Below are 20,976 nucleotides of genomic sequence, written 5' to 3' on the forward strand. Positions count from 1 at the left end.
CCCGATTGGAGGGGTTCACGCCTTCCGGCGCGGCTCCCACGTTAGCGGATTTCCCGTCCCGCTCATAATCGAGCTTCCGGTTCCGAATTCCGGCATGCCGAAATTCTCCCCGAAGGGATCAAGCTTCAGTGGATGCCGCCGAGCGGCGCGAGTGAAGCCACAGAACCGCACCGGCTCCGTGGCAACCCGGAGAACACTACGGATGGGGTTCACCCGTGTCAACCCCCTGTGTCCTGCGGGTGAACCGCGGGTCCATCACTCCAGGTCGGAGAGGCGTCCGTCGGCGTCGGGCTGGGCGTCCTCGACCCGTCGCAGGAGGCGGGTGAGCACGTCTCCGAGCTGTCCTCGCTCCTCGTCCGAGAGGTCCTGGAGGAGGTCCTCCTCGAACACCGAGGCCATCCGCATCGCTTCGAGCCACTTCTCGCGGCCCTCCGCCGTCAGCTCGACGATCACCCGGACGCGGTTGTTCTCGTCGCGCTCCCTCGTCACCAGCCCTTCACCCGCCATGCGGTCGACGCGGTGCGTCATCGCGGCCGGGGTGAGGCCGAGGCGCTTGGCGAGGTCGCCGGGGCCCAGGCGGTACGGGGCGCCGGAGAGGACGAGGGCCTTGAGCACCTCCCACTCGGCGTTGCTGATGCCGAGGGTCGCGGTCTGCCGGCCGTAGGCCACGTTCATCCGGCGGTTGAGGCGCTGGAGAGCCGAGACGATCTTCTCGACCTGGGGGTCGAGGTCGCGGAACTCGCGCTGGTAGGCGGCGATCTGGGCCTCGAGGCTCGGCTCCGTACCGGACTCCGCGTCCGCGGGGGTGTCAGCCATGAACGGGAGTATGGCACGCAACTCATTCGCGTTGAAGTCCTTTGGTGTGTACTCTTTAGCTTCGAACTTTAGAGTTGAAGTCTTCAGGCTTCGACTGTTCGTCCTTTGTCCGACTCCCGACCTAGGAGGTGAGCGTGAACACCGCGATGGGCACCGCGCTGCGCAGGATTCAGCTGGGGACCGCACTGGCAGCGTTCGGCAACGGCTTCACCGTCCCGTTCCTGTTCGTCTACGTGGCGCAGGTGCGTGATCTCGGCGCGAGTACCGCGGGCGTGGTGCTGGCGGCGTTCGCCGTGGCCGCGCTCGTCGTGCTGCCCCTCACCGGCCGGGTCATCGACCGCCGCGGGCCGCTACCCGTGGCCGTCGCGGGGTCGGTGGCCGCGGCGGCGGGTGCGATGGGCCTCGGGCTGGCGAGCAGCGAACCCCTGGTCATCGCCGCGGCGGGCACGCTCGGTGCGGGCATCGCGGTGATCCAGCCCGCGCTGGCGACGATGATCGTCTGGTGCTCGTCGACGGTCACGCGGTCGCGCGCCTTCGCCATGCAGTTCTTCCTCAGCAACCTTGGCCTGGGCGTCGGCGGTCTGCTCGGCGGCCTCATCGTCGACACCTCGCGGGCATCGAGCTTCGTCCTGCTCTTCTCCATCGAGGCCGTGATGTTCCTGGTCCTCGGCGCGACCGCGGCGACCGTACGGCTCCCCCGCGTCCCGCGCATGGAGGACGCGGTGCCGACGGACGAGCGGTCGACGGGCGGGTTCCGGGCACTGCTGGCCGACCGGTCGATGGTGCAGCTCTGCGTGCTGGGCTTCGTGATGTTCTTCGCCTGCTACGGGCAGTTCGAGTCGGGGCTCTCGGCCTTTGCCGTCGAGGTTGCCCACGTCTCGCCGGCGATGCTCGGCGCGGCCCTCGCGGCCAACACCGCGGTGATCGTGCTCGCGCAGTTCGTGGTGCTGAAGATGGTGGAGCGGCGACGGCGCAGCCGGGTCATCGCACTGGTCGGGCTGATCTGGACGGTGGCGTGGATCGCGGCCGGTGCGTCCGGTCTCGTGCACGGCAGCCAGGCGATGGCGACGGCGGCGATCATCTCGACGTACGCGCTCTTCGGTCTCGGCGAGGCGATGCTGTCGCCGACGATGGCTCCGCTGGTGGCCGATCTGGCGCCGACGGCGCGGGTGGGGCAGTACAACTCCGCCTTCGCGCTGGTGAAGCAGCTCGCGCTGGCCGTCGGCCCCGCGGTGGGCGGGCTGATGGCCGGTTCCGGGATGTACGTGGCCTACATCGCGATGCTCATCGGGTGCTCGCTGGGCATCACGGTGCTGGCGCTGCGCCTGGGTCGCCGTCTGACCCCGGTCCAGGACCGGCCGGGGCGCGCTCCGCACCGGGAGCCCGCCGCGGACACTGCGGTGACGGCTTCCGTACCGGCTCCGCGAGCGGAGTCGGATGCGCTCGGCGCGAGCGTCTGATCCACCTGTTCCGCCCGGCACGCCCGGACGGGACCGTTCCGCCTGATCCGTCGCGATGGCAGCCCGCCCCCATGGCGGGCTGCCCGCTACTCCTCGGGCAGGGCGAACTCGCACCAGACCGCTTTGCCGCCGCCCGGCGTGCGGCGGGATCCCCACGCCGAGGCGATGGTGGCGACGATCGAGATGCCGCGGCCGGCCTCGTCCACGGGCTCCGCACGGCGGCGGCGCGGAAGGTGGTCGTCTCCGTCGGTGACCTCGACGATGAGGCGGCGGTCCGTGCGGCGCAGCCGCAGCCTCATGGGCGGGGTGCCGTGCTGGAGGGAGTTGGCGACGAGCTCGCTGGCGGCCAGAACCCCCAGGTCGCGCAGCTCCATCGGGAAGCGCCAGCTCGCCAGGACGCCGGAGGCGAAGGCGCGGGCGCGCGGCGCGGCCTCGACTCCGCCGAGCAGCTCCAGTGCGGCGTTGTGGAACAGCTCGGCGTCATGGCCGGTACGGGCGGGGTGCTGGAGGACGAGGACGGCCACGTCGTCGTCGTGGTCCGCGGTGACGCCCAGGGCGCGGATCATGCGGTCGCAGACCACCTGGGGTGTGCCGGTGGCGCCGGCGAGCGCCTGCTCCAGCGCGGTCACACCCTCGTCGATGTCCTCACCACGACGCTCGACCAGGCCGTCGGTGTAGAGCACGGCGGTCGCGCCGGGGCCGAAGGGTACGGAGCCCGAGGTGTGCAGCCAGCCTCCCGTGCCCAGGGGCGGCCCCGTCGGTTCGGCGGCGCGGCGGACGGTGCCGTCCTCGTCGCGCAGGATGATCGGCAGGTGGCCCGCGGAAGCGTAGACGAGCCGCCCCTCGTTGGGGTCGTGGACGGCGTACGCGCAGGTGGCGATCTGGCTGGGGTCGATCTCCGAGGCGAGCCCGTCGAGGAGTTGGAGCACTTCGTGCGGGGGCAGGTCGAGGCGGGCGTACGCGCGGACGGCCGTACGGAGCTGGCCCATGACGGCGGCGGCTCGCACCCCGCGGCCCATCACGTCGCCGATCACCAGGGCCGTGCGGCCGGCGCCGAGGGTGATGACGTCGTACCAGTCGCCGCCGACGGCCGCCTCCGTGCCGCCCGGCTGGTACGTGGCGGCGATGCGCAGGTCGTCGGGCTCCTCCAACTCCTGGGGGAGCAGGCTGCGCTGGAGGGTGACGGCGGCCTGGCGCTGACGCCGCTCGCTGGTGCGCAGCCGCTCCGCGGCCTCGACCTGGTCGGTGACGTCGGTGGCGAAGACGAGCACTCCGCGGTGCGTGGCGGTGGCGGGTGCGCTCGAAGCAGGGGCTGCGGCGGCGCCGTTGGGAGCATTGGTGTGTGCCCCCGGCGCACACACGGAACGTGCGCCCTGCTCGAGGGGACCGCTCGGGGCCGCGAGATCGATCGGACTGCAGGTGAACGTGTAGTGGCCGGGGCGGGCGCGGCCGGTTCCCGTGGACTGCGGGAGGTCGGTGTCGCCGCTGGCGGGGGCGTCATCGAGGCCGTCCGCGAACGCATCTCCCCTGGCCGCCTCTCCCTTGGCCGTCTCACCTCTGGCCGCGGGCACACGACGGGACTTGACGGTGCGGGAGGTGCCGCTGCGCAGCACCTGGTCCATCAGCGGCAGCAGGCCGAGTTCGGCGAGTTCGGGGAGGGCTTCTCGGGCGGGGCGGCCGGGGGTGCCGGCGCCGAAGACCGCGGCGTACGCGTCGTTGACGTACGCGATGCGGTGCTCGGGGCCGTACACGACGGCGACCAGGCCCGGGACTTGCTCCAGGACGTCCTGAACGGACAGCCCGCCCACGGTGATGCGTGGGTCAGGCGATGCGGAGGCGACCGGAAGCGCGGGCAGCGCGGCGGCCCCGGGACGCTCGACGCGGGCGGCCGGCACGGGACTGCCGCTGCCCGCCGCCCCCGGGGGCTTCCGGGGGCGCGAGCCGCGGTCCGTCCGCGCGGCCGCGCGTCGCTGCGTTCCGGGGAGCCGGGCGCTCCAGCGGGTGAAGTTCACTGAGTTATGCCTCGTGATGTCGCTTCGGGTCAGCCAGGCCGGCCGGGAGTACAGCAGATGCCGTAGTTCGTTCCGCACAACACTCTTCGTAGGGATGAGCCCACCCATGGTCACACGTCCAGTGTGGCCGAGGGGACTGACATTCGTCAGACGCGGTGCGGCGCCGGGCAGTTCCGGGCGTAGCCCGAAAGCGTGATCCGGCGGCGTTCCGTCGTCGTGTTGCGTGCGCGCCTTACGTCGTCTCGTTATGGCGGCCGGTTCCGGCCGCGAGTTCGAACTCGGCGCGTGGGTTCTCCAGCGAACCGAGCGAAACGATTTCGCGCTTGAACAGCCCCGCCAGCGTCCACTCGGCGAGCACCCGGGCCTTGCGGTTCCAGGTGGGCACCCGGCTCAGATGGTAGGCGCGGTGCATGAACCAGGCGGGGTAGCCCTTGAGTTTGCGCCCGTAGACGTGGGCCACTCCCTTGTGGAGCCCCAGGGAGGCCACGGATCCCACGTACGCGTGCTCGTAGTCCTGGACGGGCTCGCCGCGCAGGGACGCGACGATGTTCTCGGCGAGCACCTTCGCCTGGCGGACCGCGTGCTGGGCGTTGGGCGCGCACTCCTGGCCCGGGCTCTTGTCCTTGCCCTTGGCCTTGCCCTTGTCCTGGTCCTCGGGGTGGCTCTTGCCTTTGGCGCCTTTGGCGCCCTTGCCGCCCGCGGTGACGTCCGGGACGGCGGCGGCGTCCCCGGCGGCCCATGCGTGTTCGGTGCCCTGGACGCGCAAGGACGGTGTGCAGATCAGGCGTCCGCGCTCGTTCAGGGGCAGGTCGGTCGCGGCGAGGATCGGGTGCGGCTTGACGCCGGCGGTCCAGACGAGTGTGCGCGTGGGGTAGCGGGAACCGTCGCTGAGCACCGCGACCCGTCCCTCGCAGCTCTCCAGGCGGGTGTCGAGCCGGACGTCGATGTTGCGCCTGCGCAGCTCGCTCACGGCGTACTTGCCCATGTCCTCGCCGACTTCGGGGAGGATCCGGCCCGTCGCCTCGACGAGGATCCACTTCATGTCGTCGGCGGAGACGTTGTGGTAGTAGCGGGAGGCGTAGCGCGCCATGTCCTCGAGCTCGGCCAGGGCCTCCACGCCCGCGTAGCCTCCGCCGACGAAGACGAAGGTCAGCGCCGCGTCGCGGACGTCGGGGTCGCGGGTGGAGGAGGCGATGTCGAGCTGCCCGAGGACGTGGTTGCGCAGGCCGATGGCCTCCTCGACGGTCTTGAAGCCGATGCCGTGCTCGGCCAGGCCCGGGACGGGGAGGGTGCGGGAGACCGAACCGGGGGCCAGAACCAGCTCGTCGTACTCGAGCTCGATGGAGCCGGTGCCCTCCTCCTCGGTCGCGAGGGTGGTGATCGTCGCCGTGCGTTTGGCGTGGTCGATCGCGGTGGCCTCGCCGATGACCACCTGGCACCCGTCGAGGACGCGGCGCAGCGGCACCACCACGTGGCGCGGCGAGATCGAGCCCGCGGCGGCCTCGGGCAGGAAGGGCTGGTACGTCATGTACGGCTCGGGGTCGACCACGACGATCCGGGCCTCGTCCCGTTTCAGCTTCCGCTGAAGGCGCAGGGCGGTGTACATCCCGACGTATCCGCCGCCGACAACGAGAATGCGCGCCGGTTCCTTCACAGAGGGTCTCCTCGCGACGTTGCTCACAGCACACTCCCATGACGCACCGGCCACGCGCGTTTGTCCACAGGCTCGGCGAAATGTGTGACCGGGTGGCGGAGAGCGGCGCTCCGTGCGGGTGCGCTCGTGATCGGTCCAACGGCGCAGGTCAGCCGGTGGCGCGGGGGTCCGGCGGGGGCTGGGCGGACAAGCGGAAGCCGCTCGTGGTCCGAACGGGGCGACGCGCGCAGAAAGGGGAGCCCCTTCTTTCTTGACCTGGGCTCAACTATCTTCGTACCTCGTCGGGGTGCCGGACCGCCCCCGGCAGTCAAGGCGGGGAGTCTCCGGGGGGAGACGTCATGACCGGGGGAAACGGGGATACACGTATGCATATTCAGGGCTCTTCGTCGCTGCGGGTGGATGCGCAGCGCAATCTTGAGCATGTGCTGCGCGCCGCGCGCGAGGTCTTCGGCGAGCTGGGCTACGGCGCGCCGATGGAGGACGTGGCGCGGCGGGCACGGGTCGGCGTCGGCACCGTGTACCGGCGCTTTCCGAGCAAGGACGTGCTCGTCCGTCGGATAGCCGAGGAGGAGACGGCCCGGCTGACCGAGCAGGCGCGCGCCGCTCTGGGGCAGGAGGAGGAGCCGTGGTCGGCGCTGTCGCGCTTCCTGCGGACCTCGGTGGCCTCGGGCGCGGGACGACTGCTGCCTCCGCAGGTGCTGCGGGTGGGCGTGGACGCGGACCAGGAGACGGCGCAGGGATCGGCCGGACCGGGCTCCGGTGCGGGCGTCGCCGGCGGTGCCGCTGCCGGTGCGGCGGCCTCTGCGGGCGCGCCGTCCGCGGTGGGTGCCCGGGTGCCGCACCAGAGGCACGCACAGGCCGGACTGCGACTGGTGGAACAGCCGCCGACGCAGACGGGCGAGACCGCACGGACCGCCGAGAGCGCCGGGGCGGCCGGCTCTCCCGGCGACGACGACACCGGTATAGGTGAGCTGCTCGACGTCGTCGGGCAGTTGGTCGACCGCGCGCGAGCGGCGGGCGAGCTGCGACGGGACGTGACGGTCGCGGACGTACTGCTGGTCATCGCCACCGCCGCGCCGTCCCTGCCGGATGCCGCGCAGCAACAGGCGGCTTCGGCACGGCTGCTGGACATCCTGCTGGAGGGACTGCGGTCACGGCCTGTGGCCTAGGGCGTCACCTAGGCGGCGGTTGACCGTCCGACGGGTTGAGGCGGGTGCGGTTCTCGGGATGACGCCCGGGTACTGGGGCCGTTCCTGGCTCCCGTGGGCAGGGGGCGTCGGGGGTTGTGCCCTGCGCTCGGGTGCGAGGACACGTGCTGCCTGAGGTATCGGCACTCGCGCCATCGGGTTGACCGGCGGTGGGTCGATTGCGCGGCATCGGGCTCGTGGGGTGTTGCCTCCTCGAGCGGCGCCCGGCGGCGCCCGGGTCTGCCGTGCGCTCGTGATGCGGCGGCGTACCGAAGGGTGCCGGCCGCTGCGGGGGCGACGGCGTTACCGGGGGCCGAGGGGCGGATCTCGACATGCGTGCGCCGTCGCGCGGGTGTCGTCGTGCCGGGTGTCGTCGTGCGCGAGTTCCCTGCACCGGTGTTCCGGACCTTCGGACTCCGGCCTTCTCCGGTATCGGCCGCGGGTGCCGCACGGCGGGCCCAATACCTGCGCGCTGTCGCGGTGAGTCGACCCGACCTCCAACTCGTGTGCGACATCCGGCCATCGCGGAAGTATGCCCCGATCGGGGGACGCATGAGGCTCAATCGTGTGAACACACCCCGGAGGGGTGGTTGGCCGCCATGACGGGTGGACGACGGGCGGCTGTGTGTCAGGCTGACACGGTGTTCCGGTGTAACTGTGGGTACGGGGGCCTGGGCTATGGACGCTGACGGGCGGGACGAGCCACGTCGCGGCGGCGAAGTGGCCGCCGGCCCCTTACCGAACGTGCCGTCGCAGCGCGAGGACGGAGCAGGGCAGGACGGTGCGCCCGCCGAAGTGGTCCGGTCGGACGCCGACTTGCTCGTCGTCATGCGCGACGACCTCGACGCCTTCGGTGAGTTGTACCGGCGTCATGCGGACGCGGTCCGGCGGTACACGCGGATGTGCTGTCGCGATGCCCGTGGTGCTGAGGACCTGACCGACGTGGTGTTCCTCCGTACGCTGCAAGCGGTTCGGGGCGGCACAGGGCCCGACGCGGCGGTCCGTACCCATCTGCTCACGACGTTGCGGCGCGTGGCAGCGGCCTGGGCCACGACCTCGAAGCGCGATCTGCTGATCGAGGACTATGCGGTGTTCGCCGGGGCCGCGGAGCGCACACGCGATTCCCATGAGGACGCGTTCATCCCGGACGCGGACGTGCGCGCCATGCGCGGGGCCGAACAGTCCCTGGCGGTACGGGCGTTCCGCAGTCTGCCCGAGCCCTGGCAGACGGTGCTGTGGCACACGACGGTCGAGAAGGAGTCGGCCGACGAGGTCGCTCCCCTCCTCGGCCTGGACTCCAAGGCGACAGGGCTGCTGGCGCAACGCGCGCGAGAGGGACTCAAGCAGGCCTATCTGCAGGCACATGTGAACTCCTCACTCCTGACGGGCGGCGACTGCGCGCGCTACGCCGACCGGCTGGGCGCGTTCGCCCGCGGCGGTCTGCGCGGAGAGGCCGCGCGGGGACTGCGGGAGCACGTGGCGATGTGCCCCAAGTGCCGTACGGCCGCCCTCGGGGCGCGGGATGTGAACGCTCGCCTGCGCGCGCTCCTGCCGGTCGCGGTCCTCGGCTGGTCCGCCACCGGGTACGCGACCGAGGCGACGGACATCGGCGCGGGGGCGGCCACCGCCTCCACCGGCGGCACCGCGCGGCCTGCGAGAACGGCGGTGCCCACGCCGCGGAAGGACGGCGCGGGCAAGACACCGGGCGGCCGAGGCAAGAGCGGGCGTACCCCGAGGACGCGCCCGGGCGAAACGGGCGCGGTGGGAGCCGAGCTGTCGCCGCCCACGGGCTCTCCCGCGCCGAGGGCGCGGCGTAGGGACACGAGCGAAAGTACGGGCGGGCAGGCGGACTCCCGCGCAGGCAGGGGTGCAGCCCGCGCGGGAGCCACGGTCGGGGCCGGAGACGGGGCCGAGGCCGGGGAGGTGGCCGGAGGCGGGGCATCGGACTCGGGCCTGGCCGATGCTGCGGGTACGACGGACCGTCGTCCCGATACGGGAGAGGCGGACGGGACCGCGGTCGGAGCGGACACGGCGGGCGCGAGCGCCGAACCGCACGCCTTCGTCTGGGAGTTCACCGGCGGCCCCGCATATGTTCCCGCAGGGATGGACGCCCGCGCTGACGTCGACGCAGGCTCGGGCGATGCCGGTCCGGAGAGCGCGGACCCCGCCGTTGAGAGCAGGAGTGAACCGCGCGACGACGCGAGTGCGTTGGGCAGCGACAGCGACAGCGACAGCGACAGCGACAGCGACAGCGACAGCGACGAACTTGCCGACCCGTCCGAAGGCGACATCGAGGCCGGGGCCGATGGCTCCGCACCTGCCGGTCGGCTCGGGCTCGCCGCAGGGGCGACGGCGTCCGTCACGGACGGCCCGCTCGCGGAGTCGACGGCCGGGTCCGTGCAACACACCGCCCTGGAAGCCGACTTCGGTACCGGCACCGACGGCGACACCGACGAAGCGGAAGCCGATGACGGCGCGCGTGCGGGCGCGAGGGACGATGCGAACGCCGATGAGGCGGCAACACTCGCCCTGCCCGCCGTCACACCGGACCCCGCCACCGCACCCCCACCCGCCGAAGCACCTCAAGCCGACGCGGGTGCCCTCAGCACGTCTGGGGCCCGGGGCAGCAAGGGCGCCCACGCGGGTCGGCACAAAGGGCTGAGCGTGCCCGCGAAGGTCGCCATAGGGGCGGTGGCGGCCGTCGTGGCGGCGGCCACCGTGCTGTCCGTGACCGTCGGGAGCGGTGAGCCCGAGGAGGAGAACCGGGCCGAGCCCTCGGCATCGGCCCCCGCCGAGCCGGGCGACTCCGGGGACAAGGCGGCCCCCGAACCGCCAGGACGCACGACCGAGCGGCCCGGCCAGGCGGGGCCTGAGCACGGGCAGGACGAGAAGCCGGGGCGCCGAAGCCCTACGCGGTCCGACGAGGGGCACCCTTCCGCCCAGTCCATAGGGCCCGCCCCGGACTCGGCGTCCGGCTCCGGCCCAGGCTCCGGGCAGTGGCCTGGGCCGTCCACGCGGCCTCCGTCCGGGACCGGAGTCCCGGTGCCCGTGCCGCCGGGGTCCGCCACTCCGTACCGGCTCAGTCAGCTCGCGTACGACGTGTCGGGCGACGGATCGCGGCCCGAGGTGCGGAGGGCGGGCAGTTCCTGGCTGTGGCAGCGCGAGGGGCAGCGGATAGACGGCACCCGGTACGCGCACGGGGCGAGCATGCACGCCAACTCGTCCGTGACGATCGATCTGAATCGTTCCTGCGTGGCGTACGACGCGCTCGTGGGTGTGGACGACGGCACGCTGCTCGGGCTCGGATCCGTGCGGTTCTCGGTGTACGCGGACGGGGCGCGCCTGTGGCGTTCCGACGCGATGCGCAGCGGCGACTCGGCCAGGACCGTCCATGTGCCGCTGTCGGGGCGGAAGACGCTACGCCTGGTGGTCGAAGGCCGGTCGCTGCTGGGCACGGTGGCACTCGCCGACTGGGCGCAGTCGAGCATCACCTGTCACTGACTCTCACCGTCACCGGGACCGCGACCCTGGGATGGCACAGTACAGGGTGGCACAGCCTTCGGATCCCGCGCGGCCCGGACCACGACGTCCCCTGACCACGACGTCCCCGGACCGCGGAGTCCTCGGACCACGCGCTCCTCGGACCACGCACCGCCCGCATCCCACCCCGTCCTCACAGCGCAGGGCGCGGGGCCACTCCTCCCGCCACCGCCCGCTGGCGCGGGGCCGCCGAGCCCGTCCAGCACGTGCCGCGCCGCGCGAGGAGGCGGCGGAGCCACAGCTCCGTCGACACCAGCTCCGCCAGCCCGTCCAGCGGAAGCAACTCCCCCTCGGCAGCCGCCCGTACGGCTTTGCGGATGACGCGGGCCTCGACCAGGCCCGCGTCGGCGAGCAGCGGTGCGTCGAAGAGCGCGACGAGGTCCTCGGCCGCGACGCGGAGCCCGGAGCGTACGGCCGCGGCCCCGGCGGCCTGCGAGGTGGCTCCCCACCCCGGGGGGAGGTCGCGGATCCCCGTGCCCGCGAGCACGGTGCGCAACACCATGGCCCGCGCACCGGGTTGGACGCGCAGGGCCTCGGGCAGGGCCCGGCAGGCGCGCACGACCTGGTTGTCGAGGAAGGGCGCGTGAAGTCGCTGGCTGCGGACCTCGGCGGCCTGTTCGAAGACGCGGTGGTCCATGGCGTAGCGGGCGAGGGCGGCGCGGGCGCGGCGTTCGCCGGGGCGTTCCAGGGTCCCCGGCCGGGTGGCGGCGTCCTGCAGGCGGACCGAGACGTCCGCGAGCGCCTCGCCCGTGAGCCAGCGCGCAGCGGGCCCCGACCGGCACCAGGCGAGGGCGGCGATCGAGGCGTCCACGGCTCCGGCCGGTCCGCTGCCGCTGCCGCTGCCGCCGGGTGACGCGGTGCTGCCGCTGTCCGCGCCGTCGTCGAAGCGCCGTTCCAGCAGGCGTGCCGCCGCTTCCCGTACACCGTCCCGGTACGAGGTCCGGGCCAGACGGCGCGCGGCGCGGTAGACGGTGATGGGCACGACCAGTGAATGGGCCGAGGCGCCTTCGGACTTGGCGAGGGCCGCGACGGGGCGGAGCAGGCGGCGGCGCTGACGGTCCATCAACAGGTCGGCCAGGCGGGCAGGGTGGGCGTCGAGCACCTGCCGGGCGCCGTGGCCCACGAGGTGGTCGGCGCTGCCGGCGGCGAGCCGTCTGCGGTGCCGCTCGGCGCTGACCAGGGCCGGACCCGGCTCGTCGGTGAGGAGCATGGTGTCGAGTCCGGCGTACGGCAGGGCGTCCTCGTCGCCGGTGACGACGATGTGGTGGAGGCGTGGGTTCGCGGCGATGCTGCGGGCGCGCTCGAGTTCGGCCTCCCTGACGGTGCGGGCGTGTCCGCCGGAGGCGCCGGAGACCAGGTCGTTGAAGGTGACGGCGAGCAGGCGTTCGCCCGCGCCGGTGCCGTGCCCGAGAGGTGTTCCGGGGACGCCGGGGAGGCCCGCGGCGAGCAGGGCGAGGGTGGAGGAGGCGCTGCCGCCGGAGAGGTCGGCGCCGATGCCGGGCGCGGGTGCGCCGCGTCTGGCGCGTCTGGCCGCGGGGCCCATGCCGGGGACGGGGCCTGGGTCGGGTTCGGGCATCTCGGGTGCGTGACGGGGTGCGGCGAGCCGGGCCCTGACGGCTTCGACGAGCGCGTCCCGTACCCCGTCCACGGCTGTGGCGGCCTCCAGTTGGGGCGCGGCGACGGCCAGCGAAGCGGTGGGTTCGTAGCCGGTGATCTCGCGGGATCCGTCGCGGAGGATGAGGGCGTGTCCGGGCGGTACGCGTCGCACGCCCGCGTAGGGCGTGCCGTCGCCGAGGGCCTCGGGGGCGTCCGGGCAGGCGAGGAGGGCGGCGAGGTGGCCGATGTCGAGCTGGGCCTCGATGAGGTCGGCGAGCGGGAGGGCCGCGGTCGCGTACGCGGTGCCGCCCTCCCAGGCGGTGTGGAAGACGGGCCGTGCTCCCGCCAGATCGCCCGCGATGGTGAGGCGGCGGCCGACCTGGGCCACGGCGGTGTAGCTGCCGGGCCAGGCGGTGAGGTGGCGCAGGGCTCCCCCGCGCGCGGTGAACAGGCCCGCCCGCAACTGCTCGTCGCTCGCGCCGCAGCAGCCGAGGACGGCGAGGCGGGTGTGGGGGCCGGCCTGGACGACGCGCACCTCGTCGGGGCGCCAGTCGCCGACGGCCCACAGCGGATCCGGTCCCTCCCACAGGAGTTGGGCACCGACGGGGTGCACCGTACGGGCCTCGTCGGAGACGGGCGCCGCGGCGGCACTGCTCCATCCCACCAACCACCGCATCGCCGCCTCCACACGCTGTGGGCAACCAGGAAGTAGCAGTCATCATGCACAGTCGGACGGCGGTTCCGGCGCCGAACCCGCCGAGTGGTGTCCCGGCCCGAACGACCGGTCCCCCAGGGAAGGGTGCTCCTGTGTCAGGGACCATGCTGCCACGACACAGGCGCGTGGGAGCGGCAGGGGAGCGCACGGGCAGACGGACGGCGCACGCTCATCTGGCGGACAGGCAGGTAGCATTCAGCACCGAAACAGTGGATTCACGCCCAATTGTCCCGCGCCCTCGGGCGGTTGGCGGGGCGGCCGGGAAACGACGTACTCGTGCGTAACCCGTGCGCGGCGGGGCGGTCGCCAAACCTCGGACCCGGAGGCGCCATTCGGCCAATCTGCCGCGGAGGCGCGAGCGGGGGCGTATCGGCGCCAAACGGCGCAGAGGGGAATCAGAACGCGCGCGATCCGGGAGGCGGCACCCGCCCCCCGGACCGGTCCGCCACCCGCGGGGAATGAGGTGGCGGTGTCCCCCAGCCCACTGGATCCAGTTCAGTGGGCCGACCCACGCACAGCCATGGAAGCGCTCGCCGCGGTGGCCAGGACAGAGCGCACGGCCGGGCGCACGGCCACATGCACCGGGAGCACACGCCCTCGCGTGAAGCGGGCGGCACCGGCCACAATCTCGCCATCCGGCACACCGCCCCTTAACGGTCGGGATGCGGCGAACTACGCTGGGTTTACGAATGCCCCGCGCCTATGCCGGGGCGGCCGTCGGTGTGTCGAGGGGTGGCGCATGTCCAGGGAGCAACGCGGGCCGAACGAGAAGCTCGGCACGGTTCTCGCCCTCGCGGGGATCAGCAATGCCGGGCTCGCACGCAGAGTCAACGATCTCGGAGCCCAGCGCGGGCTCACCCTCCGGTACGACAAGACCTCGGTGGCCCGCTGGGTGTCGAAGGGGATGGTGCCGCAGGGCGCCGCGCCCCACCTGATAGCCGCGGCCATCGCCGGCAAGCTCGGCCGGCCCGTGCCGCTGCACGAGATCGGGCTGGCGGACGCCGATCCGGCGCCGGAGGTCGGTCTGGCCTTCCCGCGCGACGTGGCCGCCGCCGTGCGGTCGGCGACCGAGCTGTACCGGCTCGACCTCGCGGGCCGCCGTGCGGGCGGCGGCGGCATCTGGCAGAGCCTGGCCGGTTCGTTCTCGGTGAGCGCGTACGCGACTCCGGCCTCCCGCTGGCTGATCACACCGGCCGACAGCGCCGCCGCCCGCGAACCCCAGGACGCGGAAGCCGGCGGCGGGGACGGCACACCGCTGCGCGTGGGCCACAGCGACGTTCGGAAGCTGCGCGAGGCGGCCGAGGACGCGCGCCGCTGGGACTCCAAGTACGGGGGCGGGGACTGGCGTTCGTCGATGGTCCCGGAGTGCTTACGGGTCGACGCCGCACCGCTGCTCCTGGGCACCTACAGCGACGACGTCGGCCGCTCGCTCTTCGGCGCGACCGCCGAACTCACCCGCCTCGCCGGGTGGATGGCCTTCGACACCGGCCAGCAGGAGGCCGCCCAGCGCTACTACATCCAGGCGCTGCGCCTCGCCCGCGCGGCCGCGGACGTCCCGCTCGGCGGCTACGTCCTCGCGTCGATGAGCCTCCAGGCCACCTACCGTGGCTTCGCCGACGAGGGTGTGGACCTCGCCCAGGCCGCGGCCGAGCGCAACCGGGGCCTCGCCACCTCCCGCACCATGAGCTTCTTCCGCCTCGTCGAGGCGCGCGCCCATGCCAAGGCGAGCGACTCGCAGGCGGCGGGCGCCGCGCTCAAGGCCGCCGAGGCGTGGCTGGAGCGGTCGCGGGACGGTGACGCCGACCCCTCCTGGCTCGGCTTCTACACCGAGGACCGGTTCGCCGCGGACGCCGCCGAGTGCTACCGCGACCTGAAGGCGCCGCGCCAGGTCCGCCGCTTCACGGAACAGGCGCTCTCCCACCCGACCGAGGAGTTCGTACGGTCCCACGGACTGCGGCTGGTGGTCTCCGCCGTCGCCGAACTGGAGTCGGGCAACCTCGACGCGGCCTGCGCCCAGGGCGCGCGGGCGGTGGAGGTCGCGGGGCGCATCTCGTCGGCGCGCACCACGGAGTACGTCCGCGACCTGCTGCACCGCCTCGAACCGTACGGGGACGAACCGCGCGTCGCCGAGCTGCGCGAGAGGGCCCGTCCGCTGCTGGTCTCCCCCGCGTGACAGCCTGGCGGGGTGGCCGGTGACGGGTGACCACGTGGCAGGTGACCACGGTGACCGGTGACCGCGTGGCAAGGCGGCCGCGTGGCAGGTGACCACGGTGTCCGGTGACCGCGTGGCAAGGCGGCCGCGTGGCAGGTGACCACGGTGTCCGGTGACCGCGTGGCAAGGCGGCCGCGTGGCAGGTGACCACGTGACGCCGGAACGGCGCCGTCGCGTGAGGCAGGACGAGGGGACGGCGGGACCGGGTACCGGCATGACGGCCGCGTGATGTCATCCGGGACATCGCCCCGGCGTCCGGTCGCAGCCCGTCGCCCTGCGGCGCGCCCGGCGGCGAGCCAGGGCATCATCGTGGCAGGAGGTGGCGGCGGTCGGCAGGGGCCAGCGAGCGGAGGTGAACCGGTGACGGTGGCGGACGACGGCGATGTGCTGGTGATCGGCGGCGGGATCGTCGGCCTCTCGGCCGCGTACGCGATCACGCGCGCCGCGCCCGGCACCCGCGTCACCGTCCTGGAGAAGGAGAACGGTCCCGCGCGCCACCAGACCGGCCGCAACAGCGGTGTGATCCACAGCGGGATCTACTACCGGCCGGGGTCCCTGAAGGCGCGCTTCGCGGCACGCGGCGCCGCGGAAATGGTGAAGTTCTGCGCAGAGCACGACATTCCGCATGAGGTGACGGGCAAGCTGATCGTCGCCACCGGCCGTTCCGAACTCCCCCGGCTGCATGCCCTGGTCCAGCGGGGGCGGGAGAACGGGATCCCGGTGCGCGAACTGGGCCCGTCGCAGATCGCCGAGTACGAGCCGCGGGTGCGCGGACTCGCCGCGATCCATGTGGGCACCACCGGCGTCTGCGACTTCGGCGCGGTCGCGGCCCGGCTCGCCTCGCTCGTGCAGGACGCGGGCGGACGGATCCGCTACGGGGCGCAAGTCCGCACCATCGGACGGCGCCCGGGGCGCGTGGCCGTGCGCACGGCGGACGGCGCGGTCCTGCGGGCGGGCGCGCTCGTCAACTGCGCCGGGCTGCACTGCGACGAGATCGCCCGGCTCGCGGGCGACGACCCCGGCATGCGGATCGTGCCCTTCCGCGGCGAGTACTACGAGCTGGTGCCCGAGCGGAACGACCTGGTCCGCGGGCTCGTCTACCCGGTTCCCGACCCGGCCTTCCCTTTCCTCGGCGTCCACCTGACCCGTGGCATCGAAGGAGCCGTCCACATCGGCCCGAACGCGGTGCCCGCGCTCGCCCGCGAGGGATACGGCCGGCTGACCGTACGGCCGCGCGAGCTGGCGGGCACGCTGGCCTACCCCGGGGCGTGGCGTATCGCCCGGCGCCACTGGCGCTACGGCGCGGGAGAGCTGCACCGCTCGCTCTCCAAGCACGCCTTCGCGCAGGCCGTGCGACGCCTCCTCCCGGACGTCGCGGACGAGGACCTGACGCCCGCACCCGCGGGTGTCAGGGCGCAGGCCGTGCTGCCGGACGGGACGCTGGTCGACGACTTCCTGATCACGCAGTCGCCCGGCATGATCCACGTGCTGAACGCCCCCTCACCGGCGGCGACGGCGTCGCTGCCGATCGGCCGCGAGATCGCGCGCCGGGCACTGGCGGTCCTGGCGGACGCGGGCGCGGTACGGGCGTAAGCGACACGAGCCCGGAACGGCACCGGCGTGGAACGGCACGAGCCCGGAACGGCACCGGCGTGGAGCAGCACGAGCCCGGAACGGCACCGGCGTGGAACGGCCAGACCCGGGCTCCGGCTGCCGGACAGCCGCTTGCGCGCGGCGCCTTGCCGGCGACCGGCGCCGGAGGACGCCGGTCGCCGGAGGGCCCGGTTCGGCCGTCGTGGGCCGACCGTAGAATCGGAGGCATTGTGCAGCCCCCTGAGAAGACCGAGATGTCCGAATCCACCGACGACGCGCCGCTCACCGACGCGTCCCCACCGCAGGCCGAGCGCCGCATCCTGTTCCCCGAAGGTCCCGCCGTCGATCCCGCCGGTTCCCACCACGAGCGCCGGATCCGCAGCTTCCGTCCGCGCCGCGGCCGGGTGACCTCCGGGCAGGGCGACGCGCTGCGCAGGCTCTGGCCGACGTGGGGCCTGGACATCGACGGGCGCTCACGGCTCGACCTGGACTCGCTCTTCGGCGGGCTCCCGGTCGTGCTGGAGATCGGCTTCGGCATGGGCGAGGCCACCGCCGCGATGGCGGCCGCCGACCGCGGCACCGGCATCCTCGCGGCGGACGTGCACACCCCTGGTCAGGGCAATCTGCTCGGTCTCGCCGAACGGAACGGGCTGACCAACGTCCGCGTCGCCAACGGCGACGCGATCATCCTGCTCCGCGAGATGATCGAACCCGCCGCACTCGCCGGGCTGCGCGTGTACTTCCCCGACCCCTGGCCGAAGAAGCGCCACCAGAAGCGGCGGCTGATCCAGCCCGAGTTCGTCGAACTGGCCGCCTCCCGCCTGCGGTCCGGAGCGCTGATCCACTGCGCGACCGACTGGGAGCCGTACGCCGAGCAGATGCTCGAGGTGCTGACCGCCTGTCCCGAGCTGGACAACACGCGGCCGGACGGGGGCTTCGCGCCCCGCCCCGACTTCCGGCCGCTCACGAAGTTCGAGAACGCGGGCCTCGGCAAGGGGCACGTGGTGCGCGACCTGCTGTTCGTACGGCGCTGAGAGATACTCGACGGCAGACGCCGCCGGGGCAGTACGAGACCGAACCTCGATACGCCGTCGCACCGCGCTCCGCCCCTCGTTAGGGTCGACTGGTGCATCCGTCCCCGTTCCCGCAGCAGCCGCAGCAGCCGCAGCACCCGCCCGTGCCGGTGTACGAACAGCAGCCGCAGTTCCACGCCGTACCGGACCGGGCCAACTGGCGTTACCGCCCTCGGCGGTCCTTCCGGCACAGCAAGGCGCTGCGCTTCGGCACGCTGATCACTCTGCTCGCGCTCTGCGGCCTGGTGATCCTCGCCCTCGTGCGCGAACAGACCGGCACCGAGGGCTTTCTGGCCGGTCTGGGGCTGGCCGTGCTGCCGGTGCCGCTGATGATCGCCGCGTTCCGCTGGATCGACCGGGTCGAGCCCGAACCGTGGCGGAACCTGGCCTTCGCGTTCGCCTGGGGCGCCTGCGCCGCGACCCTGATGGCCATCATCGCCAACGGTTTCGCGACCGAGTGGATAGCCACCCGCGTCGAACCGTCGTCCCCGACGGAGGCGCAGACCTGGGGCGCCACGGTCATAGCCCCGGTGGTGGAGGAGAGCGCGAAGGGCGCCGCGCTGCTGCTGCTCTTCGTCTTCCGCCGCCGCGACTTCGACGGCATCGTCGACGGTGTCGTGATCGCCGGGATCACCGCGACCGGCTTCGCCTTCACCGAGAACATCCTCTACCTGGGCAACGCCTTCGGGGAGGACCAGGCCCTCGGCTCGTCCGGGATCTCGGTGACCGCGGCGACGTTCTTCATCCGCATCGTCATGTCGCCGTTCGCGCATCCGCTGTTCACGGCGCTGACCGGCATCGGCTTCGGCATCGCCGCGCTCGCCACACCCCGGCAGCGGGCGCGGCGCGTTCTCGTGCCCCTCGCGGGCCTTCTCACGGCGATCGTGCTGCACGCGGTGTGGAACGGTTCGGCCACCGTCGGCGGTCTCGGATTCATCGCCGTCTACGGCATGTTCATGGTCCCGGTGTTCGGGCTGCTGATCTGGCTGGTGGTCTGGTCGCGCGGCAGCGAGCTGAAGACCGTACGGGCCCAGCTCCCCGCCTATGTGGCGGCCGGCTGGCTGATGCCGCCGGAGCCGCAGGCGCTGGCGTCCATGCGGGCGCGCTCGCTCGCGCGCAGCGTGGCGCGGCGCCACCACGGGAAGGACGCGGCGCGGGCCGTCGCCGAGTACGAGTCCTTCGCCACCACGCTCGCCTTCCTGCGGCAGCGGGCGCACCGGGGGACGGCCGGGGCGGACTTCGTCGCCCGGGAGCAGGAGCTGCTGCACCACCTCTGGCAGCGCAAGGAGGTGGCCCAACCCGCCCTGGCTCACGCCGCGTTGGTCACGTCGCCGCCCCGGGTCGCGCCGCAGTGGGGACACGGGCCAGGTCCGCAGGGCCGCTCGCCGTACGGCCCCGGCATGCCGCAGCCGTACGGCCAGGGACCGTACGGTCAGGGCAGGTACGGGCAGGGACCGTACGGGCAGGGGCACGGGGTCCCTCCGCAGCACGGTCCGGGCCCGTACGGCGGTGGCCAGGGACCGGCCGCGCCGACCGATCACCGTCCTCCGTACGGCCGTTGACGCACCGCGCGGAGGCCGCGCCGGGGACGACCGGCTGAGCACAGGGCGGCCGGACGTCGATCAGCACACCGGACGTCGGCCCGTGGGCCGTTGCCGTGGGCCGTGGACGTGGGCCGTGGACGTGGGCCGTGGACTGCATGCGGACAGACCGGCAGCCCCGGTGCCAGGGGGGAGGAAACACCGGGGCTGTCGGCGAACGCGGTGGGGGTGGCCGACCGGTGGACGGACGGCCTCAGGGTGAGCGCGCCGGGGCGGCGCGGGAGGGGAAGGGAGCGGGCTCCGGGTCAGGGAGTCTGGCCCTTGCCGCGCAGCCACGCGGCCGGGTCGATCGGGTCGCCGCCGCCCGGACGGACCTCCAGGTGGAGGTGGGCGCCGGTGACGTTGCCCGTGGCACCGACGCGGCCGATGGTCTCGCCCGTCGTCACCTTCCCGGACGTCTTGGTCATCGAGGACAGGTGGCAGTACCAGACCTCGGTGCCGTCGTCGAGGGTGAGGATGATCCGGTAGCCGTAGGAGCCCGCCCAGCCGGCCTCGGTGATCGTGCCGCCGTGCACCGCCTTGGCCGGGGTGCCGCTCGGGGCTGCGAAGTCGAGCCCGGTGTGGTCGCTGGACCACAGGGAGCCGGCCTGTCCGAAGCCGGCGGTGAGCGTGTACGAGGCGACGGGGAGGGTGAACTGCTTGGCCAGCTTGGCCAGTCGCTCCTCCTCGGCCTTGCGCGCCGCCTCCTCCTTGGCCTTGCGCACGGCGGCCGCCTTGGCCTCCGCGGCCTTCTCCTTGGCCTCGGCCGCCTCTTCGGCGGCCTTCTTCGCCGCGGCCTTCTGGGCCGCGTCGCGCTGCGCGCTCTCGGCCGCGGTCTGCTGCTGCTCGGCCTGGCGCATGATGCGGGCGCGCAACGCCTCGCCCGCGCCGGTGCCGTTGGCGGCCTCGGTGTCGGTGAGTCCCGCGGTGGAGAGCGGGGTCGCGGCTCCGGCGGGGGTGTCTTCGTCGGACACCAGGGAACCGATGCCCGGCAGGGACTTCGCGTCCGGGAGCTGGTCCGAGACGGAGCCGAGGTCGGGCATGGAGATGGAGACCGGGGGCTTGTCCTGCGCGCTGGCCATGCCGCCGGCGCCGACGGCCGCGAACATGCCGACACCGAGGACGGCGCCGCTGCGGGCCATGCCGCCACCGCGCTGCTTGATGACGCGGTGCCTGCCGCGTACCGGCGCAAGGGAGTCCTCGGTCGGGTTCCACTCGCCGTCACCGGCGGCCGGGGGTTCCTCGCCGAACTCGCCGAATCCGCCGGGGCCGTAAGGGGCGGAGGGTTCGTACAAGGGCTCCGGAGCAGGCCTGTTGGACGCCACGCGGGCGCTCTCCTTTCCTTCCTTCACGCCTACCGGGTTAGCTGACGGGTTCGGAGCAGGAAGGTCTCCTACGAGCGCCTTTGGGAAAGGTGCCCGATTCACCCCAAGAGTGTGGTTCCCCGGTTCCCTTGGTGCAGTTGGTGCCAGTGGTGCGGATCACTGCGGTGGTACTGGTGGTGCTGATGGTGCGGGATTCGGCGTAGGCGCACGGTG

Annotated in this window: 12 protein-coding genes, 1 pseudogene and 1 riboswitch; of the genes and pseudogenes, 8 read left to right on the forward strand and 5 right to left on the reverse strand. The window is 73.2% G+C overall.

Annotated elements, in window-relative coordinates; all coding sequences use genetic code 11:
• Positions 1–255: 255 nt before the first annotated feature.
• The gene (locus ABZ822_RS27310; protein WP_360859743.1) at positions 256–816 is read right to left on the reverse strand and encodes a MarR family transcriptional regulator; all 561 of its coding nucleotides are present in this window, start codon (positions 814–816) and stop codon (positions 256–258) included.
• Positions 817–950: 134 nt separating this feature from the next.
• Here ABZ822_RS27310 and ABZ822_RS27315 point away from each other — a divergent pair, with 134 nt between their 5' ends.
• Complete coding sequence (locus tag ABZ822_RS27315; protein ID WP_360859746.1) at positions 951–2,276, forward strand: MFS transporter; 1,326 nt, start codon at positions 951–953, stop codon at positions 2,274–2,276.
• Positions 2,277–2,362: 86 nt separating this feature from the next.
• On the opposite strand, the gene ABZ822_RS27320 is transcribed toward ABZ822_RS27315, so the two are convergent.
• Both ABZ822_RS27320 and ABZ822_RS27325 read right to left on the reverse strand, forming a co-directional pair.
• Positions 2,363–4,288, reverse strand: coding sequence for an ATP-binding SpoIIE family protein phosphatase (locus ABZ822_RS27320; RefSeq protein ID WP_360859749.1), 1,926 nt, complete (start codon positions 4,286–4,288; stop codon positions 2,363–2,365).
• 232 nt (positions 4,289–4,520) lie between these two features.
• Positions 4,521–5,942: an NAD(P)/FAD-dependent oxidoreductase gene (locus tag ABZ822_RS27325; protein WP_360859751.1), complete on the reverse strand. Its 1,422-nt coding sequence runs from the start codon at positions 5,940–5,942 to the stop codon at positions 4,521–4,523.
• Positions 5,943–6,307: 365 nt separating this feature from the next.
• Between ABZ822_RS27325 and ABZ822_RS27330 the strand changes: the two genes are divergently transcribed.
• The 3 genes and pseudogenes from ABZ822_RS27330 (at position 6,308) to ABZ822_RS27340 (ending at position 10,630) form a co-directional block, all read left to right on the forward strand.
• Entirely contained in the window at positions 6,308–7,111 is an 804-nt protein-coding gene (locus ABZ822_RS27330; RefSeq protein ID WP_360859754.1) for a helix-turn-helix domain-containing protein, read from the forward strand.
• Positions 7,112–7,807: 696 nt separating this feature from the next.
• Positions 7,808–8,728, forward strand: a pseudogene (locus ABZ822_RS27335) (sigma-70 family RNA polymerase sigma factor); the annotation flags it as partial.
• A 66-nt stretch (positions 8,729–8,794) separates the two neighbouring features.
• The gene (locus tag ABZ822_RS27340) at positions 8,795–10,630 is read left to right on the forward strand and encodes an NPCBM/NEW2 domain-containing protein (RefSeq protein WP_360859970.1); all 1,836 of its coding nucleotides are present in this window, start codon (positions 8,795–8,797) and stop codon (positions 10,628–10,630) included.
• Between the two features lie 172 nt (positions 10,631–10,802).
• Here the strand turns inward: ABZ822_RS27340 and ABZ822_RS27345 are convergent, their stop codons facing one another.
• Positions 10,803–12,941 carry an asparagine synthase-related protein gene (locus ABZ822_RS27345; protein ID WP_360859757.1) on the reverse strand — a complete coding sequence of 713 codons (2,139 nt, stop codon included), beginning with the start codon at positions 12,939–12,941 and terminating at the stop codon, positions 10,803–10,805.
• 778 nt (positions 12,942–13,719) lie between these two features.
• On the opposite strand from ABZ822_RS27345, the gene ABZ822_RS27350 reads away from it, so the two are divergent.
• From ABZ822_RS27350 to ABZ822_RS27365, 4 genes are all read left to right on the forward strand, one after another.
• Complete coding sequence (locus ABZ822_RS27350) at positions 13,720–15,153, forward strand: MFS transporter (RefSeq protein WP_360859759.1); 1,434 nt, start codon at positions 13,720–13,722, stop codon at positions 15,151–15,153.
• A gap of 399 nt (positions 15,154–15,552) precedes the next feature.
• Entirely contained in the window at positions 15,553–16,785 is a 1,233-nt protein-coding gene (gene lhgO / locus ABZ822_RS27355; protein ID WP_360859762.1) for an L-2-hydroxyglutarate oxidase, read from the forward strand.
• A gap of 254 nt (positions 16,786–17,039) precedes the next feature.
• Positions 17,040–17,819: a tRNA (guanosine(46)-N7)-methyltransferase TrmB gene (gene trmB / locus ABZ822_RS27360; RefSeq protein ID WP_360859765.1), complete on the forward strand. Its 780-nt coding sequence runs from the start codon at positions 17,040–17,042 to the stop codon at positions 17,817–17,819.
• Between the two features lie 143 nt (positions 17,820–17,962).
• Positions 17,963–19,420, forward strand: coding sequence for a PrsW family intramembrane metalloprotease (locus ABZ822_RS27365; RefSeq protein WP_360859973.1), 1,458 nt, complete (start codon positions 17,963–17,965; stop codon positions 19,418–19,420).
• Between the two features lie 284 nt (positions 19,421–19,704).
• Here the strand turns inward: ABZ822_RS27365 and ABZ822_RS27370 are convergent, their stop codons facing one another.
• Positions 19,705–20,763 (reverse strand): M23 family metallopeptidase, encoded by a 1,059-nt coding sequence (locus ABZ822_RS27370; RefSeq protein WP_360859768.1) that lies wholly within the window; start codon positions 20,761–20,763, stop codon positions 19,705–19,707.
• 11 nt (positions 20,764–20,774) lie between these two features.
• Positions 20,775–20,916: riboswitch (cyclic di-AMP (ydaO/yuaA leader) on the reverse strand.
• Between the last annotated feature and the right edge of the window lie 60 nt (positions 20,917–20,976).

Origin of the sequence: Streptomyces sp. NPDC047108 (genome assembly GCF_040643575.1) — a bacterium.
Lineage (GTDB): Bacteria > Actinomycetota > Actinomycetes > Streptomycetales > Streptomycetaceae > Streptomyces.

Bases quoted from the DNA above. Each gene is read 5' to 3' on its own strand.
- trmB (WP_360859765.1), top strand. From the start codon at position 17,040: ATGTCCGAATCCACCGACGACGCGCCGCTCACCGACGCGTCCCCACCG.
- ABZ822_RS27330 (WP_360859754.1), top strand. From the start codon at position 6,308: ATGCATATTCAGGGCTCTTCGTCGCTGCGGGTGGATGCGCAGCGCAAT.
- ABZ822_RS27345 (WP_360859757.1), bottom strand. From the start codon at position 12,941: ATGCGGTGGTTGGTGGGATGGAGCAGTGCCGCCGCGGCGCCCGTCTCC.
- ABZ822_RS27350 (WP_360859759.1), top strand. From the start codon at position 13,720: ATGTCCAGGGAGCAACGCGGGCCGAACGAGAAGCTCGGCACGGTTCTC.
- ABZ822_RS27310 (WP_360859743.1), bottom strand. From the start codon at position 816: ATGGCTGACACCCCCGCGGACGCGGAGTCCGGTACGGAGCCGAGCCTC.